The sequence below is a fragment of the Mycobacterium terramassiliense genome, assembly GCF_900157385.1.
In the GTDB taxonomy this organism is placed as follows: domain Bacteria; phylum Actinomycetota; class Actinomycetes; order Mycobacteriales; family Mycobacteriaceae; genus Mycobacterium; species Mycobacterium terramassiliense.
In genome coordinates this window covers 347,675-362,409 of record NZ_LT717697.1, presented here as the reverse complement: position 1 = coordinate 362,409, position 14,735 = coordinate 347,675, and the positions used below count along the sequence as shown (strand labels likewise).

Here is a 14,735-nt window from a genome sequence, read left to right as displayed (position 1 = left end):
GACCGGCAACCTGACGACCGTCACCCGGCCGACCCACAACTGCAGGTCACCCGGGTTCCAGCCGCAGCTGTGGCGCCGCGGCGGTCCATGAGGGCCGCTGCTGGCAACGCATGTTCCGCGGGCCGGGACCCTCTGCTTTCCAGCATTTCTTGACTGGTAGCCGTTGGAGATCATACGGCCTCCGCGGGGCCGCACCCGCCGCCCAGGCCGACTATGCGTCGCGCATCGCGCCGACGAGGTCCTCCACCAGATCTTCCATCGCCACCATCGCCACGACTGCTCCAGAGGCGCCGCCGGCCCCCGCGGTCCCGCTGGCCCCGGTGGCCCCGCTATCGGCGGTCACCAGCGCCAGGTGGCTGTTGCTGCGGCGCATCCGCGACAGCGCGTCGGCCAGCGGCAGCGACCGCGGGACCCGCGGCAGCGGTCGCACCAGCGCAAGGTCGATCACCGTCTGCGGATCGTCGCCGAGCGTCAGCACATCCTTGATGTGGACGTAGCCGATGAACTCCGCGTCGAGGTTCACGACGGGAAACCGCGAGTACCCGGTCCGGGCCAGGGCGTGTTCGACCGCGGCCACGGTCGGCCCGGAGTCCGCCGCGGCCACCGGTACCGCCTGGATCTCGGCCAGCGGCCGCGCGACCTGGCCGACCGTGCGGTGGCGCAGCTGCAGCGCCCGGGTCAGCCTGCCGTGCTCCTCGGCATCCAGCAGGCCCTCGGACACCGATTCGGTGATCATCACCCTCAGCTCCGTCGTCGAAACCGCCATGCTGAGGTGCGACTTGGGCTCGACACGCAGCGCGCGCAGCACCACGTTGGCGCACTTGTCGTAGAAGGCAATGAACGGCCGCGCCGCGCGCACGTAGGCCAGGTAGGGCGGAACCAACAGCATCGCGGCGCGCTCGGGGCCCGCCAGCGCGATGTTCTTCGGCACCATCTCGCCCAGCAGCACGTGCAGCGTCACCACGATCGCCAGCGCGATCACCAGCGACACCGTGTGCAGCAGCGCCGCCGGCATGCCGGTCAGCTCGAACGCGCCGCGCAGCAGGTTGGCGACCGCGGCCTCCCCGACGCGGCCCAGCAGCAGCGAGGCGACCGTCACCCCGAGCTGCACGCCGGCCAGCATGGACGGAAGATTCTGGCCGGCGCGGATCACCGTGACCGCGCGCGCCTTGCCCTGTTCGGCCAGCGCTTCGAGGCGGTCGCGGCGGGCCGAGATCAAGGCGAACTCGGCCGCGACGAAGAACGCGTTCACCCCGATCAGCAGGATCGCCAGCAACACTCCCAGCGCGTCGCTCATCGGGGGCCCTGTCCCGCGGCGGTTTCGGCCCGGCTGTCCTGCTCCTGCAGCTCGAGGACGTCGATCCGGCGACCGTCCATCCGAACCACCGTCGCGCGCCAGCGCATCGACGAATCCAGCAGGCCGTCGGCGTCCAGGGCCGTCAGCTCCACCGTCTCCCCGGCCACCGGGATGTGGCCGATCTCGCGCAGCACCAGGCCGCCGATCGTCTCGTAGGGGCCTTCGGGGGCCCGATATCCGGTGGCGGCGGCGACCTCGTCGATGCGCAGCAGCCCGTTCACCCGCCAGCCGGTGCCGGCCGCGACGACGTCGGGGGTGGCGTCGTCGTGTTCGTCGCGGACGTCGCCGACGATCTCCTCGATCAGGTCCTCGACGGTCACCATGCCGGCCGTGCCGCCGTATTCGTCGACGACCATCGCCGTTTGCAGGGGATTGGCGCGGATTTCGGCCATCACCGCGTCGCCGTCCAGCGTCGACGGCACCACCGGAACGTGCTGCGCGAGCGTGGTCAGCAGGGTTTTCGGGCGGTCGGCCGGCGCGATGGCGAAAACCTGCTTGACGTGCACGATGCCGACGGTCTCGTCGAGATCGCCGTCGACGATGGGGAACCGGGAGAACCCGGACTCGGCGGCGGCGCTAACCAGGTCGGCGACGGTGTCGTCGGTTTGCAGCGCGACGATCTTCGACCTCGGCGTCATCAGCTCCTCGGCTGTCAGTTCGCCGAACTCCAGCGAACGCCGCAGCAGCACGGCGGTGGCCGCGTCCATGGTGCCGCTGCGCGCCGAGTTGCGTACCAGCGACGCCAGCTCCTGCGCCGACCGGGCCGAGCGCAGCTCCTCGGCCGGCTCGATGCCCAGCTCGCGAACGATCCAGTTGGCCACGCCGTTCGTCAACCGGATGGCCGGGGTGAACAGCAGCGAGAACAGCAGCTGAAAGCCCACGACGGTGCGGGCGCTCGACAGCGGGCGCGCGACGGCGAGGTATTTGGGAACGAGCTCACCGAACACCATCGACACCGACGTCACGACCACCAGCGCCAGGAACGCGATGATGCCGTCGGCCAGCCGGTCCGGGACACCGATCGAACTCAGCGCCGGATGCGGCAGGTCCGCCACCAGGGGCTCGGTCAGGTACCCCGTGGCCAGCGTGGCGGTGGAGATGCCCAGTTGGGCGCCCGAGAGCTGAAACGACAGCCGCTGCTGGGCGCGCTGGATGAAGCGGTCGCGGCGGCCGCCGGCGCGCGCGTTGGCGTCCACCACGCTGCGGTCGAGCGCCGTCAGCGAGAACTCGGCCGCGACGAAGACCCCATTGGCGAAGATGAGCAGCGCGATGGCCAGCAAGCTGACCACGGTGAGGGCGACGTTCACGACGGCTTCCTGCGGAAGGCCCGGGTCGGTGGCGGGGCCTCGACGCGTGCCTGCGGCACGTCATCCCTTTCCTTCGAGGCGGCGCAGCGGTTTGCTGCCAGCCGAAAACTCACGTGAATTCACATGGTAGCCAAGACGTCCAGCGGGCAGAACGCCGTCGGCGGCTTAGCGCGCTCACCAGCCCAGGGGCAGCGGATGGCCCTCGGCGAACCCCGCGGCCGACTGCACCCCCACGACGGCGCGCTCGTGCAGCTCGGCCAGGGTGGAGGCGCCGACGTAGGTGCAGGTGCTGCGCACGCCCGACGTGATGTGGTCGATCAGGTCCTCGACGCCACCGCGGTCGGGGTCCAGGCCCATCCGCGCCGTCGAGATGCCCTCCTCGAAGAGCGCCTTGCGGGCGCGATCGAACGCGGTCTCGTCGCCGGTGCGCGCGACCACCGCCCGCTTGGACGCCATGCCGTAGCTCTCCTTGTAGGGCTGGTCCTCGCGGTCGCGCATCAGGTCGCCGGGCGACTCGTAGGTCCCGGCAAACCACGAGCCGATCATCACGTTCGATGCGCCGGCCGCCAGCGCCAGCGCCACGTCGCGGGGATGGCGGATGCCGCCGTCGGCCCACACGTGGCCGCCGGCTTCCCTTGCGGCAGAAGCGCACTCGAGTACGGCGGAGAACTGGGGGCGGCCGACGCCGGTCATCATCCGGGTGGTGCACATCGCGCCCGGCCCGACGCCGACCTTGACGATGGTCGCCCCGGCGCCCAGCAGATCCCGGGTGCCCTCCGCCGACACCACGTTTCCGGCCGCCAAGGGCAGACCGAGCTCCAGCTCGGCCACCAGCTTGATCGCGTCGAGCGTCTTGACCTGATGCCCGTGCGCGGTGTCGATCACGAGCAGGTCCACACCGGCCTCGGCCAGCGACCGGGCCTTGGCGCCCACGTCACCGCTGATGCCGACGGCCGCGCCGATGCGCAGCCGCCCGCGGGCGTCGGTATTCGGGGTGTAGAGCCCGGCGCGGATCGCGCCGGTGCGGGTGAGCACCCCGGCCAGCGTGCCGTCCGCGTTGGTCACCGTCGCGACGCCGATCGGCGAGTGCTCGAGCAGGTCGAAGACCTTGCGGGGTTCGGTGCCCACCGGGGCGGTGACGAAGTCGGTCGCGACGACGTCGCGCACCCGGGTGAACCGGTCCACGCCCAGGCAGGAGGATTCGCTGACCACACCGATGGGACGGCCCTCGAACAACACGACGGCGACGCCGTGCGCGCGCTTGTGGATCAGCGCCATCGCGTCGGACACCGAGTCGTCGGGCTCCAGCACCACCGGCGTGTCGAGAACCAGGTCGCGGCTCTTGACGAACTGCACCGTCTGCTGCACCGCGGTGATCGGGAGGTCCTGGGGCAAGATCACGATGCCGCCCCGCCGGGACACGGTCTCGGCCATCCGCCGGCCGGCGACCGCGGTCATGTTGGCGACCACCACGGGAATGGTGGTGCCGGAGCCGTCGGTGCTGGACAAGTCGACGTCGAAGCGCGACGCCACCTCGGACCGGTTCGGCACGATGAAGACGTCGTTGTAGGTCAGGTCGTAGCCCGGCCGGTGCCCGTCCAAGAACCTCATGTCAGTCGGCTTGCCCCCTTTGCGCCCCTTCTATACACGCGAGCCGCTACGCGGGCACTTCGCTGCGGTCACCGCTCCACAGCGTATGGAAGCGCTTGTCCGGGTCGTCGTCAATGCGCCCGTAGGTGTGCGCGCCGAAGAAGTCGCGCAGCCCCTGGGTGAGCGCCGCGGGCAGCCGCTCGGTGCGCAGCGCGTCGTAGTAGGACAGCGCCGAGGAGAAGCCCGGGATCGGGATGCCCAGCTGGGTGGCGGTCACCACGACGCGCCGCCAGCCGTCGATCGCCGCCTCGATCGCGCTGCGGAAGTACGGCGCGACGACGAGCGTCGGCAGGTCGGGGTCTTCGTCGAACGCGTCCTTGATCCGGTTGAGGAATTTCGCCCGGATGATGCAGCCGCCACGCCAGATGGTGGCCAGGTCGCCGGGCGTGATGCCCCAGTCGTATTCGGCGCTACCGGCCTGAATCTGGTTGAAGCCCTGGGCGTAGGCGATGATCTTCGACGCGTACAGGGCCTGCCGGACGTCCTCCACGAATTGCTTTGCATCGCTTGGGTTTTGGCCGAGCTGCCCGGAGGCCAGCCCGGTGGTGGCCTTGCGTTGGGTCACCGAACCCGACAGGGCGCGGGCGAACACGGCCTCGGCGATCCCGGTCACCGGGACACCAAGGTCCAGGGCCGACTTCACGGTCCAGCGGCCGGTGCCCTTCTGCTCGGCCTCATCGAGGATGACGTCGACGAGCGGCTCGCCCGTCCTCGCGTCCTTCTGGCGCAGGACCTGGGCGGTGATCTCGACCAGGAAGCTGTCCAGGTCGCCTTTGTTCCAGTCGTCGAACACGTCGGCGATCTCGTCCGCGCTCTTGCCGAGCCCGTCGCGCAGCAGCTGGTAGGCCTCGCCGATCAGCTGCATGTCCGAGTACTCGATGCCGTTGTGCACCATCTTCACGAAGTGCCCGGCGCCGTCGGGCCCGATGTGCGTGCAGCACGGCACCCCGTCGACGTGGGCGGAGATCTCCTCGAGCAGCGGACCCAGCGACTTATACGACTCGGCGGGTCCGCCCGGCATGATCGACGGCCCGTTGAGCGCGCCCTCCTCGCCGCCGGAGATGCCGGCGCCGACGAAGTGCAGGCCCCGCTCGCGCATCGCCTTCTCGCGGCGAATGGTGTCGGTGTAGAGGGCGTTGCCGCCGTCGATGATGATGTCGCCTTCCTCCATGGCGTCGGCGAGCTCGTTGATGACGGCGTCGGTGGGGTCGCCGGCCTTGACCATGATGAGCACCCGCCGCGGCTTCTCCAGCGCGTCGAGGAACTCCGCGATGGTTTCCGAGCGCACGAACTTGCCCTCGTCGCCGTGTTCTTTGAGCAACGCGTCGGTCTTGGCGACGGTTCGGTTGTGCAACGCGACCGTGTAGCCGTGGTGGGCGAAATTGCGGGCGATGTTCGATCCCATTACCGCCAGGCCGGTGACGCCGATCTGCGCGGTACCGGTCTTGGCGTCCTTGGAAGTCGGGGCACTCATCTGTGGGCCTCTCAGTGTCGGGTAACTACTTCCGAAAAGCTTTCGGTCACACTGTGGCACAGCGGTCACGCATCCGCCCGGGCTGATTGCTCTTCGCGGCGGGCGTCAGAGGTTGAACAGCCGCCGCAGCTCGGTGAGCCACGGGACGACGAGCGCGACGGTGGGCACCACCATGACGGCCGCCGCGGCCAGGTACGCGGCCGCCGAGAGCGTCAGGCTGTTGCCGCGCCCGGACAGCCGCCGCACCCGCAGCACGGTGCTGGGGCCGCCGACGGCCAGGGCGCCCGAGGGCGCCCGCCCCGATGCGCAGGCCACCAGCGCGCGGGCCAGGGGAGTGCGACCGGTTGCGCGTACCGCCGCGTCGTCGGCCAGAAGCTCGACGAGCAGTTGCACCGCGCGCAGCGCGTTGGTGCTGCGCACGAGCCGCGGGAAGGCGGCGTGCACGGCGGTGAACGCCTCCAGCACCAGATCGTGGCGGGCCCGCAGGTGGGCTCGCTCGTGGGTGAGGATCGCCGCGACTTCCTCATCGGCGAGCGTGGTCAGCGCTCCCTCGCTGACCACGACCCGGCTCCGGACGCCGGGCAAGCAGTAGGCCAGCGGCTGCCGGACGTCCAGGATGCGAAGGTCGCGCGTGCGGGCGCAGGGCTGGGCCGCGGCCGCGTCGTGCCCGACCCCGACCAGATCGACGACCATGCGGTGGTGGGCCCGCCGGCGGCGATTGGCGATGGCCACCCGCAGGATGGCGATCATCAGCCGGGCGCCGACTACCACGGTCAACGCGAAGACTGCGATGTAGGCCGCCCACAGCGGCCAGCCGAGCCGGCCGGCGGCGCCGATGACGCTGGCCGTGGGCCGCCCGTCGGGGCCGGGCACGAGCAGCCTGCTGGCGATCGCGATGCCGGCACTGAACGCCGACAGGACGGCGGCCAGTGCGACGGCCTGCCACAGCACCATCGCGGCGCGGGGAGCGCGCAACGGCCACGTCGCGCGTGCCAACAGGGCCGGCGCCGGGCCGACCAACAGCACCGCGAGAACGGTGAAGGCCAGCGCTGACACGCTGCCAGTCTCCCTCAGTCCTCCGCCGCCGCGCCAGCCGACGGCGTGGTGTGGCGTTGATTGGCTTCCAGTTCGGCGAGCGCGCGCCGCAGCGCCTCGGCCTCGTCGGCGCCGACCCGCTCGACGAAGTGGACCAGGGCCGCCTGCCGGTCCCCCGAGTCCTCCGCCTGGGCCAGCGCGTCGACCATCAGCCCGGCGACCAGCTCATCGCGACCGTGCACCGGCGCGTAGCGGTGGGCACGGTCGTCGCGGATCTGGGAGACCAGGTTCTTTTTGGCCAGCCGCTGCAGGACGGTCATGATCGTCGTGTATGCCAGGTCGCGTCGCGCCGACAACGCTTCGTGGACTTGGCGGACGGTTTGGGGCTCGGCCGTGGACCACAAATGATCCATCACGGCACGTTCCAGATCCCCCAGCCGGGTCAGCTTGGCCATAGTGCGTTCATCTCCTGAGCGTCGAAATAAGCGTACTCCGCTTACTACTGACGGTCGTACCAACACGATTCCGAGGCGACTTGTTTCGGTGAAAACGTACCTTGCGAAATTAGGGCAGCCTTGCCTATGCTGGTCTCGGTCGAGCGACAATGACCGCGGCAGGGTCCTGAGGGCTGCAGTGACCCCCGGTCTACTCGATCGGCGAGCCCCGCGCCCCTGCGCGGGGCTCGCCCGTTTTATCCGCAGGCGTTCCGCCCCGGCGGCGCGGGGTCGCCAATGGTGTAGACACATAACGTGCCACCGCCGCCCGACCCGACGTTGCCGCCGAACTTCACCGCGCCGTTCGACACCGAGCTGGGGCTGCGGTTCACCGAGCTGGGTCCCGACGGCGCCCGCGCGCAGCTCGAGGTCACCCCGAAACTGTTGCAGCCGATGGGCCTCGTGCACGGCGGCGTGTACTGCTCGATGATCGAGAGCATGGCCAGCGTGTCCGCCTACACCTGGCTCAACGCGAAAGGCAACGGCGGGAACGTCGTGGGCGTCAACAACAACACCGACTTCCTGCGCTCGATCGGCTCCGGGACGGTGTACGGCAGCGCCGAGCCGATTCATCGCGGCCGGCGCCAGCAGCTGTGGCTCGTGACGATCACCGACGACAACGATCGGGTGGTGGCCCGCGGCCAGGTGCGGCTACAGAACCTCGACGCGTAATTCCCAGCAAGTTCCCAGCAGTCGGCCAGTCGTTACCGAGGCCTTACGGCGACGAGGTTCCCGGTTCCCGAAAATGCCTGTTCCGCAAGGCAATCCCGGCGCCCCCCGATCCGTTCCCGGCCGGGCGCGCATTCGTTGCGTTCGGTCGAGGCTCCTTGGACGCCACGTGCCTGCGGGCGGATGCTCGGACAGCTTCCTGCACTAATCGCGTTGCCCTGCAACGTCTTTGAAGAACGCAGCGGGGGCGCATCCGGATGGCCCACCACGCCCGGGCGGAGCCGATCGCCGCGGCGCGACACGACCCCCGCCGAAGTTGCGGTCGCCGAACGAGCCGGTACCTTCAATAGCGGCGCGCCGCAGGGGCCGCCCGGACGAGTTCGCCGTACCCGGAAAGCGAAAAGACGGCGACCGCGGGATGATGCCTGGCGCGCCGGGTCATTTCAAAGATGGCTCCTGTATCTGCCTTCCGCTTAGACTTCGGTCGCCGGGGCATCCTCCGCCGTGAATTCATTCGCGACGAGAGGAAGTTTGATGTTCAATCCGTTCGCCGGACAGGCTGACATCCCCAACCGGGAAGGCAGCTGGGCGCAGCAGGCGGAGGCGGAACTGTCCACCCGCCGCCATCGCGACGAGATCGAGCGCTGCCTCGCCCACGGCCTGGAAGCGGCCCCCACGATCAACGACCGCACGTTGTCGACCTTTTCGCGCGGCGAGCTGCCGCACTTCGCCGGGGAGCGCGGGACATTCCTGAAGTGCCCGTTCCTGGAAGACGTCAACGATGTGGGCGACGCCGAGGTGGCCGTCTTCGGGGCGCCGCTGGACGCCGGGACCACCTACCGCCCGGGTACTCGGTTCGGGCCGATGGGAATCCGCCGCTCGACCAACCTGTTCGGCACCTATTGCTACGAACTCGGGGTGGACCTGCGTGAACAACTCAACATCGTCGACATCGGCGACGTGGTCACCATTCCGGCCAACATCGAGAAGTCGTTCGACCAGATCAGCACGGCCATGTCCCATGTGGTTTCCAAGGGCGTGTTCCCGGTGATCCTCGGCGGCGACCACTCGATCGGGTTCCCGACGGTGCGAGGCCTCGCCCCGCACATGGACGGCAACGTGGGCATCATCCACTTCGACCGCCACGTCGACACTCAGGAAACCGATCTCGACGAGCGGATGCACACCACACCGTGGTTCCACGCCACCAACATCAAGAACGCGCCGGCCACCAATCTGGTCCAGATCGGCATCGGCGGCTGGCAGGCGCCGCGCGCGGGCGTGCAGGTGGGCCGGCAGCGCGGCAGCACGGTCATCACGGTGGGCGACGTCGAACGCGTCGGTATCGAAAAGATCGCCGAGATCGCGCTCGAAACGGCGTGGAAGGACGCCAAGGCGGTCTATCTGTCGTTCGACATCGACGTGATCGACGCCGGCTTCGTGCCCGGCACCGGCTGGCCCGAGCCCGGTGGCCTGTTGCCGCGCGAAGCGCTGAACCTGATCCGGATGATCTCCGAGCCGGGCCTCAACGGCATCGAGGTGGTGGAGTGCTCACCGCCCTACGACTGGGCCGAACAGACCGCGCTGATGAGCAGCCGGGTCATCCTGGACAGCCTGGCCGTCATGGTTCGGGCCGGAAAACTCGGCAAGAAACCGGCCGCCCTGAAGCGCCACGCGTGGGGGCCGTTTAACGACTAGGTCCCGGATCCGGCAATCCACTGCCTTGGCTGGCAACTAACGCTTGCTGATTGACTCTCTGGCAAAGCCATCGGGGTGTGAATGGGGTCGGCGCCGCAACCGTACTCCGGCGTGCGTCGCAGCACCCACCGCGCGCCGGCTCGGCAACCACCGGCGGTGACCGCGGGGACGCGGACCTACCGGCCAGGCCGTCGGCGACGCAAAGCCTTTCATCGCCGTATCGCTCTGCAGCACAGGCTTTTCCACGACATGACGGCCGCAATCGCGGACGCGACGAAACGGACAGCCGGCCGCCGCGAACCGGCCGGACGCCCGTTGACCCTTGCCGGTTTTGGCGCTGTCCGCGACAGAGCCTCCAGCGGATGCCCGGCCATTCGGTCCACGTCAAAGTCGGCTTTCAGTTAATTCTCAGTGATTAGCCAGCCCCGTTACAGCGAGCTGCGTCACTATGGAGTAATTGTGCGGCGATCTGGACGTGGGTACGGCGAAGTGCACATCGGTGCGGTGTTGTACACGTCGCGGGGGGCACCATATCGCGCGCATTGCCGGGCGTTCAACAGCGTGCGCCTCACCATCGTTCGCGCGGGCCTGGCGCCGGGGACAGCGTGCGCTTGCGCCGGGTCGGCCCACTAGGGGGACTTGTGACGCTGGATTTTGCGGGATTGCCGCCGGAGATCAACTCCGGGCGCATGTACGCCGGGCCGGGCCCGGGGGCGATGGCGGCCGCCGCGGCGGCATGGGATGGGTTGGCCGCGGAGCTCAGCCTTGCGGCGGGTTCGTATCGCTCGGCGGTGGCCGAGCTCACGGGCGGTCCCTGGGCGGGCCCATCGTCGGCCTCGATGCTCGCGGCGGTGACCCCGTACATGTCCTGGATGAGCGCCACGGCCGCGCAGGCCGAGCAAACGGCCGGCCAGCTCAAGTCGGCGATCGCGGCTTACGAGGCCGCGTTCGTGGCGACCGTGCCGCCACCGGTGATCGAGGTGAACCGGGCCCTCTTGGCCGCGCTGGTGGCCACCAACTTCCTCGGCCAGAACACCCCCGCGATCATGGCCACCGAGGCTCAGTACGCCGAGATGTGGGCCCAGGATGCCGCGGCGATGTACGGCTACGCCGGCGCGTCGGCGGTCGCGACCAAGCTGAATCCCTTCGCCCCGCCGCCGCAGACCACCGACCAGGGCGGTACGGCCGCGCAAGCCTCCGCGGTCAGCCAGGCGGCCGCCGCGGCCGGGCCGAGCGCGCGGTCCGGCCTGACGCAGGCGATGAACCTGGTGCCGGCCGCGCTGCAGGGCCTCGGGTCCGGGGGATCGTTCGACCCGATCTCGTTCGTGGAGGACGTCCTCGGCACCACGACCGGCCAGGCGCTGAACACCTTCACCACGGACGCGGGCAACTGGGCCCTGGTCATCAGTGGGCCGTTGTTCACGGCCTCCGGCATCACGCCGCTGCTCGGCGGCCTGTACGGGCTCGCGCTGCCGCAGGCCGCGGCGGTGGCCGGCGACGTGGCACCCGACGCGGGCCTCGGGGCGGGCGGCCTCGATCGGCAAGCTGTCGGTGCCGCAGTCGTGGGCTTCCGCCGCCGGGATCCGGCTGGCCGGCAGCGCGTCCCCGTTGCCCGCCGCCGAGCTGGGTGGCGTCGCCCCGGGCGGGGCCGCCGGGCCGGGGGGCTTCTTCGGCGGCCTCCCGCCGATCGGCAGCCTGGTCAACGCGCCTCGGGGCGAGCAGACGCGGGCACGATCCGGGCCGGGTCAGAAGGTCATCCCCACGATGCCGGGCGAGCAGGGCGCCGACGCGGCCGGCCACACCGCGCCTGCGCAACCGGCTCGCCAGCACGTCGCCAGCGCGCTGAGCGACCGTGAGCGCGAAGAGCTCAGCAAGCTGCGCAAGGAGATCTCCGAAGCCGCGATGGAGCGCGATGCGGCGGCGCGCCTGATCAAGGAGGCGATGCTGTGATCGGCGTCCTGGATTTCGCGGGGCTGCCGCCGGAGGTCAATTCCGCCCGGATGTACGCGGGGCCGGGGGCGGAATCGCTGACGGCGGCCGCGGCGGCCTGGGAGGCGCTGGCGGCGGAGTTGGGTTCGACCGTGAGTTCGTATCGGGCGGTGCTGTCCGGGCTCATCAGCGGCCCCTGGGCGGGCCCGTCGTCGGGATCGATGGCCGCGGCGGTCGCCCCCTATCTGTCCTGGATGACCGCGACCGCAGCGCAGGCCGCGCAGACCGCCGGCCAGCTCGGGTCGGCGGTCGCGGCCTACGAGGCGGCGTTTGCGGCCACGGTGCCCCCGGGGGAGATCGAGGTGAACCGGGCGCTGTTGGCATCGCTGGTGGCCACCAACACTTTTGGTCAGAACACGCCCGCGATCGCGGCCACCGAGGCGCGGTACGCCGAGATGTGGGCGCAGGATGCCGCGGCGATGTACGGCTACGCCGGGGCCTCGGCGGCCGCGACGAGGTTGACGGCGTTCGGGTCCCCGCCGCCGACCACCGACCAGGCGGGCACCGCGAGTCAGGGCCCCGCCGTCAGCCAGGCCACCGCCGCGGCGACCGGCTCCAGCACCCAATCGGCGCTCGCCAACGTGCCGAACCTGCTGCAGGGCATGTCGGCGCCGGCGGCCTCGACCCCCGCGGCAAATCCGCTCATCGACTACCTCAACGGCCCAAATCCGATTCTGAACACGCTGAACAGCTATCCGTTCCAGACGTTCCACACGCTCAGCTCCGGGACGGTCGGATACCAGATCCTCTCCGAGGGGCTGAACTTCGACGCCTCCGGCGCCATGCTGACCCTCGCGCCGCCGGTGGCCGCGGCCTGGAATCCGGTGGTGAACTCGCTGTCGGCACCGACGGCGGCCGCGCCGGCGGCCGGAGCGGCGGCCGGCGCCGGGCTCGCGTCCAACGTCGCGGGGCCGTCCGGCGTGGGCGCCGCCGCGGGCCTGGGGGAGGCGGCCACGGTCGGCAACCTGTCGGTGCCGCCGTCGTGGGGCACCTCCCCGGCGATCCGGCTGGCGGCGACGGCATTACCGGCCACCGCCCTGGACGGCTCGCCGCTGGCCGGGCTTGGCGCGCCGGGAACGTTCTACGGCGGCATGCCCCCGATGGGCCCGGTGGCCAGCGTCGTCAACGCGCCACGCGGCGAGGGGCCACGGGCCCGGTCGCGCCACAAGGTGGTCGCGACGCTGCCCGGAGAGCACGAGGATCCCGCGGCCCCCTGGGTCAAGCCGGGCGCGCCCGGCGACGGTGACGGCGCGATCAGCGAACGCGACGAACTCAACCAGCTCCGCAAGGCGGTCGCGGACGTGACCAGGCAGCGCGATGTGCTCAAGCGCACGGCCGCGACGCTGATCAAGGAGGGCACGCAGAAGTAGTCGCGAAAATCGGATTGTCACAACAGGTTTCGATGATTGGGGTCGGTTCAATGTTTTTCACGAAGTTTGCCGGGTCTGACCAACGCTTGGCGGGCGACCCGGCCGTCGACGGGAGTCCAACGGTCGGGCACGACGGCGCGGACCAGCCCGGGCTGCGCGCGGGTGCGGCCACCGAAATGGCGCCCGATATCACGCACGAGGACGAGGACCTCGCCCAGCTGAAGGCGTTGGGATTCTCCTCGGAGTTCAAACGCGACATGAGCCCGTGGGCCAACTTTTCGCTCGGCTTCACCTACCTGTCGCCCGTGGTCGGCATCTACACGGTGTTCGCGTTCGCGTTGGCCACCGCCGGCCCGCCGATGATCTGGAGCCTGCTGATCGTCGGCGCCGGGCAGATGCTGGTGGCGCTCGTCTTCAGCGAGGTGGTCGCGCAGTTCCCCGTGGCCGGCGGCGTCTACCCCTGGGCGCGACGGCTGTGGGGGCGAAAATGGGCATGGATGACCGGGTGGGTCTACATGTTCTGCCTGCTGGCGCTGATCGCGGATGCTGCCTTCGGCGCGGGGCCCTACCTGGCCGCCATGGTCGGCTTCCGCCCGACGGCCCTGGCCAAAATCTTTTGCGCGCTGGCGGTTTTGGCGGTGGCCACGCTCATCAACCTCACCGGGACGAAGATCCTCGGCTACTTCGCGATCTTCGGCTTCACCGCGGAGCTGATCGGCGCGCTCGTCGTCGGCATCTGGCTGCTCATCACGCACCGCGCCCATGGCCTGGGTGTGCTGTTCCACAGCTTCAACGCCCAAGGCAGCCACAGCTTCCTGTACGCGTTCCTCGCCGCCAGCCTCATCGGCTTCTATCAGTTCTTCGGCTTCGAGGCGTGCGGCGACGTGGCCGAGGAGGTCCGCAACCCCGGCATCCAGATTCCGAAAGCGATGCGCCGCACCATCTACGTCGGCGGGGCCGCGTCGACGTTCGTGTGCCTGAGCCTGATCCTGTCGGTGACCGACTTCGGCGCGGTCATCCGCGGCGAGGACACCAACCCCATCTCGACCGTCCTGCAAAGCGCCTTCGGCGACATCGGGTCCAGGGTCGTGCTGGGCATCGTGTTGATCTCGTTCGTGTCGTGCGCACTGAGCCTGCAGGCGGCCGCCAGCCGGTTGATCTTTTCCTACGGCCGGGACGGGATGATCTTCGGCTCGCGGTTGCTGGCGCGCTTCGATCACAAGAGGCACGTGCCGCCGTTCGCGCTGCTGGCCGCGGTCCTCGTCCCGGCGGCGCTGATCGCCGGGACCATCGTCTCCGAGCACCCGCTCAACAAGCTGGTCAGTTTCGGCACCGTCGGCGTCTACCTCGGGTTTCAGATGGTGGTGTTGGCCGCCCTGCGGGCCAGGCTGAAGGGCTGGACGCCGTCCGGGAAATACCGGCTGGGCCGGTGGGGAATGCTCGTCAACGTCAGCGCCCTGGCCTACGGGGTCGCGGCCATCGTCAACATCTGCTGGCCGCGCACGCCCGACGCCCCCTGGTACGACAACTACGTCGTCCTGTTGATGGCCGGCCTCATCATCGGCTTCGGCCTGCTGTACATGGTGTTGGCGCGCGCCCACGCCAACAGCGACGCCCCCTACGCCGACGCCATCCCGCAGCGGGCCTGACTCGCCGCATCGACCGCGTTGCGGTAATGGCAGGATTTAACGG

At 70.0% G+C, this 14,735-nt stretch carries 11 protein-coding genes, 1 pseudogene and 1 riboswitch; of the genes and pseudogenes, 6 read left to right on the top strand and 6 right to left on the bottom strand.

Annotated features, from left to right (window positions below):
* Positions 1-211 precede the first annotated feature (211 nt).
* The 6 genes from MTAB308_RS01895 to MTAB308_RS01870 all read right to left on the bottom strand — a co-directional run bounded on the left by MTAB308_RS01895 (position 212) and on the right by MTAB308_RS01870 (position 7,278).
* Positions 212-1,297, bottom strand: coding sequence for a hemolysin family protein (locus MTAB308_RS01895; RefSeq protein WP_077097317.1), 1,086 nt, complete (start codon positions 1,295-1,297; stop codon positions 212-214).
* Positions 1,294-2,664 carry a hemolysin family protein gene (locus MTAB308_RS01890; RefSeq protein WP_077097315.1) on the bottom strand — a complete coding sequence of 457 codons (1,371 nt, stop codon included), beginning with the start codon at positions 2,662-2,664 and terminating at the stop codon, positions 1,294-1,296. Before MTAB308_RS01890 ends, MTAB308_RS01895 begins: the two co-directional genes overlap by 4 nt.
* A 174-nt stretch (positions 2,665-2,838) precedes the next feature.
* Positions 2,839-4,275: a GuaB1 family IMP dehydrogenase-related protein gene (locus tag MTAB308_RS01885; protein ID WP_077097313.1), complete on the bottom strand. Its 1,437-nt coding sequence runs from the start codon at positions 4,273-4,275 to the stop codon at positions 2,839-2,841.
* A 46-nt stretch (positions 4,276-4,321) separates the two neighbouring features.
* Positions 4,322-5,788, bottom strand: a complete 1,467-nt coding sequence (gndA, locus tag MTAB308_RS01880) for an NADP-dependent phosphogluconate dehydrogenase (RefSeq protein ID WP_077097311.1) — start codon at positions 5,786-5,788, stop codon at positions 4,322-4,324.
* 105 nt (positions 5,789-5,893) lie between these two features.
* On the bottom strand, positions 5,894-6,844 hold the full coding sequence (locus MTAB308_RS01875; RefSeq protein WP_077097309.1) for a M56 family metallopeptidase: 951 nt from the start codon (positions 6,842-6,844) through the stop codon (positions 5,894-5,896).
* A 14-nt stretch (positions 6,845-6,858) separates the two neighbouring features.
* Positions 6,859-7,278 carry a BlaI/MecI/CopY family transcriptional regulator gene (locus MTAB308_RS01870; RefSeq protein ID WP_077097307.1) on the bottom strand — a complete coding sequence of 140 codons (420 nt, stop codon included), beginning with the start codon at positions 7,276-7,278 and terminating at the stop codon, positions 6,859-6,861.
* A gap of 294 nt (positions 7,279-7,572) precedes the next feature.
* Between MTAB308_RS01870 and MTAB308_RS01865 the strand changes: the two genes are divergently transcribed.
* The 6 genes and pseudogenes from MTAB308_RS01865 to MTAB308_RS01840 all read left to right on the top strand — a co-directional run bounded on the left by MTAB308_RS01865 (position 7,573) and on the right by MTAB308_RS01840 (position 14,692).
* Entirely contained in the window at positions 7,573-7,989 is a 417-nt protein-coding gene (locus MTAB308_RS01865; protein WP_077097305.1) for a PaaI family thioesterase, read from the top strand.
* A gap of 343 nt (positions 7,990-8,332) precedes the next feature.
* Positions 8,333-8,400: riboswitch (guanidine-III (ykkC-III) riboswitch) on the top strand.
* A 120-nt stretch (positions 8,401-8,520) separates the two neighbouring features.
* On the top strand, positions 8,521-9,684 hold the full coding sequence (locus MTAB308_RS01860; RefSeq protein WP_077097303.1) for an agmatinase family protein: 1,164 nt from the start codon (positions 8,521-8,523) through the stop codon (positions 9,682-9,684).
* A 689-nt stretch (positions 9,685-10,373) separates the two neighbouring features.
* Positions 10,374-10,887 (top strand): annotated as a pseudogene (locus tag MTAB308_RS30190) (PPE family protein); the annotation flags it as partial.
* Between the two features lie 204 nt (positions 10,888-11,091).
* Positions 11,092-11,634, top strand: coding sequence for a PPE family protein, SVP subgroup (locus MTAB308_RS29560; protein ID WP_342744135.1), 543 nt, complete (start codon positions 11,092-11,094; stop codon positions 11,632-11,634).
* Positions 11,635-11,642: 8 nt separating this feature from the next.
* Positions 11,643-13,043 carry a PPE family protein gene (locus MTAB308_RS01845; RefSeq protein ID WP_077097445.1) on the top strand — a complete coding sequence of 467 codons (1,401 nt, stop codon included), beginning with the start codon at positions 11,643-11,645 and terminating at the stop codon, positions 13,041-13,043.
* Positions 13,044-13,093: 50 nt separating this feature from the next.
* Positions 13,094-14,692, top strand: coding sequence for an APC family permease (locus MTAB308_RS01840; RefSeq protein ID WP_245831185.1), 1,599 nt, complete (start codon positions 13,094-13,096; stop codon positions 14,690-14,692).
* Positions 14,693-14,735 lie beyond the last annotated feature (43 nt).